The organism is Corallococcus sp. 4LFB (assembly GCF_046520365.1).
GTDB lineage: Bacteria > Myxococcota > Myxococcia > Myxococcales > Myxococcaceae > Corallococcus > Corallococcus caeni.
Map to the genome: position 1 here is coordinate 1 of NZ_JBKGHJ010001032.1, position 1190 is coordinate 1190.

2 protein-coding genes are annotated in these 1190 nt (G+C 73.7%); one reads left to right on the top strand and one right to left on the bottom strand.

The features are described 5' to 3' along the window. Nucleotides 1-83 precede the first annotated feature (83 nt). Nucleotides 84-503, bottom strand: a complete 420-nt coding sequence (locus ACLEQD_RS43820) for a hypothetical protein (protein ID WP_410391856.1) — start codon at nucleotides 501-503, stop codon at nucleotides 84-86. A 352-nt stretch (nucleotides 504-855) separates the two neighbouring features. On the opposite strand from ACLEQD_RS43820, the gene ACLEQD_RS43825 reads away from it, so the two are divergent. Then, the coding region (locus ACLEQD_RS43825; RefSeq protein ID WP_410391857.1) for a hypothetical protein at nucleotides 856-1190 on the top strand (335 nt) is incomplete at its 3' end.

Sequence of the window (1190 nt, forward strand, 5' to 3'; positions counted from 1 at the left end):
CCGGCTGCCGCGCCCCCAGCTCAAGCTGATGAGCCTGGTGGCCAGCGCCATCCTGCCCACGCGCCGCTAGGGCCCGCAACGCCTCAGGGCGCGGACGCGGGAGGGCGGGCCGTGTTCGCGCGCGGCACCGCCTCCGTCACCCGCCACACCCAGCCGGACGGGGTGGGGTCGCGGTGCGCGGTGTTCACGTCCACCGCGTACACGTCCACGGTGTGCTCGCCCACGGGCAGGTCCTTCAGGCGCCACGGGGACTCGCAGGGGATGTAGAGGCTGCCGTCCAGCGAGCACCAGAACACGGGCTTCAGCGTGGTGGCGGTGAAGACGAAGGTGGCCTCCCTGGAGGGCGTGGCCCCGGGTGGCCCCTCGTCGATGAAGGTGTCCGGCCCTTCGTTCCCCGCGCGCGCCAGCGACGGCGGGAACAGCACCGGCGTCAGCATCAGGCACAACAGCATCGACGCGAGCAGTCCGTGGGGAAGGTAGCGCAGGGACGGCGGGGGAATCATAAGCAGGCTCGCGTGACGCCGGACGCCGCACGCACTCGTGACCAGGGCATGTCGCTGGAGCGCGGCCTGGGAGGGCTGAGGCGTTTCATGGCGTCCGGGGAATGGGAAAGGGCGACTTCCTGGAAGGTGGGGATGGATCCGAAATGGGGCGCCCCGTCCCCAGGACGGGGCAGGGCATCCACGGCGCGACGTGACGCGCGGGGCCAATGTCCTCCAGCGGAAAGCGCGCGCCGCCGCCACGGCCCCGGTCGGGCGGTGATGGCACGCGTCACGGGGCAGCGCTTGTCAGGGCGGACATCCCCTGGCCTCATGGGTGCTGGCCGGGACCTGCCTTGCACGAACGCCATCACCCATGACCGTCTCGAAGAGGAGCACCCCCTGGCACGCCGCCGCGCTGGTGCTTTCGCTGTGCCTGCTGGGGCCGGTGCTCCCGGCTCGCGCCCAGGCCGGCTCCCAGGTTCCTGAAGCGGACCCCGGCAGTGCCCGGCTGGGCGACGCGCTGGACGCGGGCCTGCCCGTCACGGAGGAGAACCTCACCCCCGGCTCCGCCCCGCGGAGCATGGACGCGCCGTGGACGCAGGGGGACGACCGCCAGGACGGGGGCGCGGGCACGGTCGTGAAGGAGGCGGACCTCCAGCGCACGGACGCGGGCTGGGCGCTGGAGGCGGGCGCGGCGCCGGACGCCGG

Coding starts and splice junctions, on each gene's coding strand:
- ACLEQD_RS43820 (WP_410391856.1), bottom strand. CDS start 503: ATGATTCCCCCGCCGTCCCTGCGCTACCTTCCCCACGGACTGCTCGCG.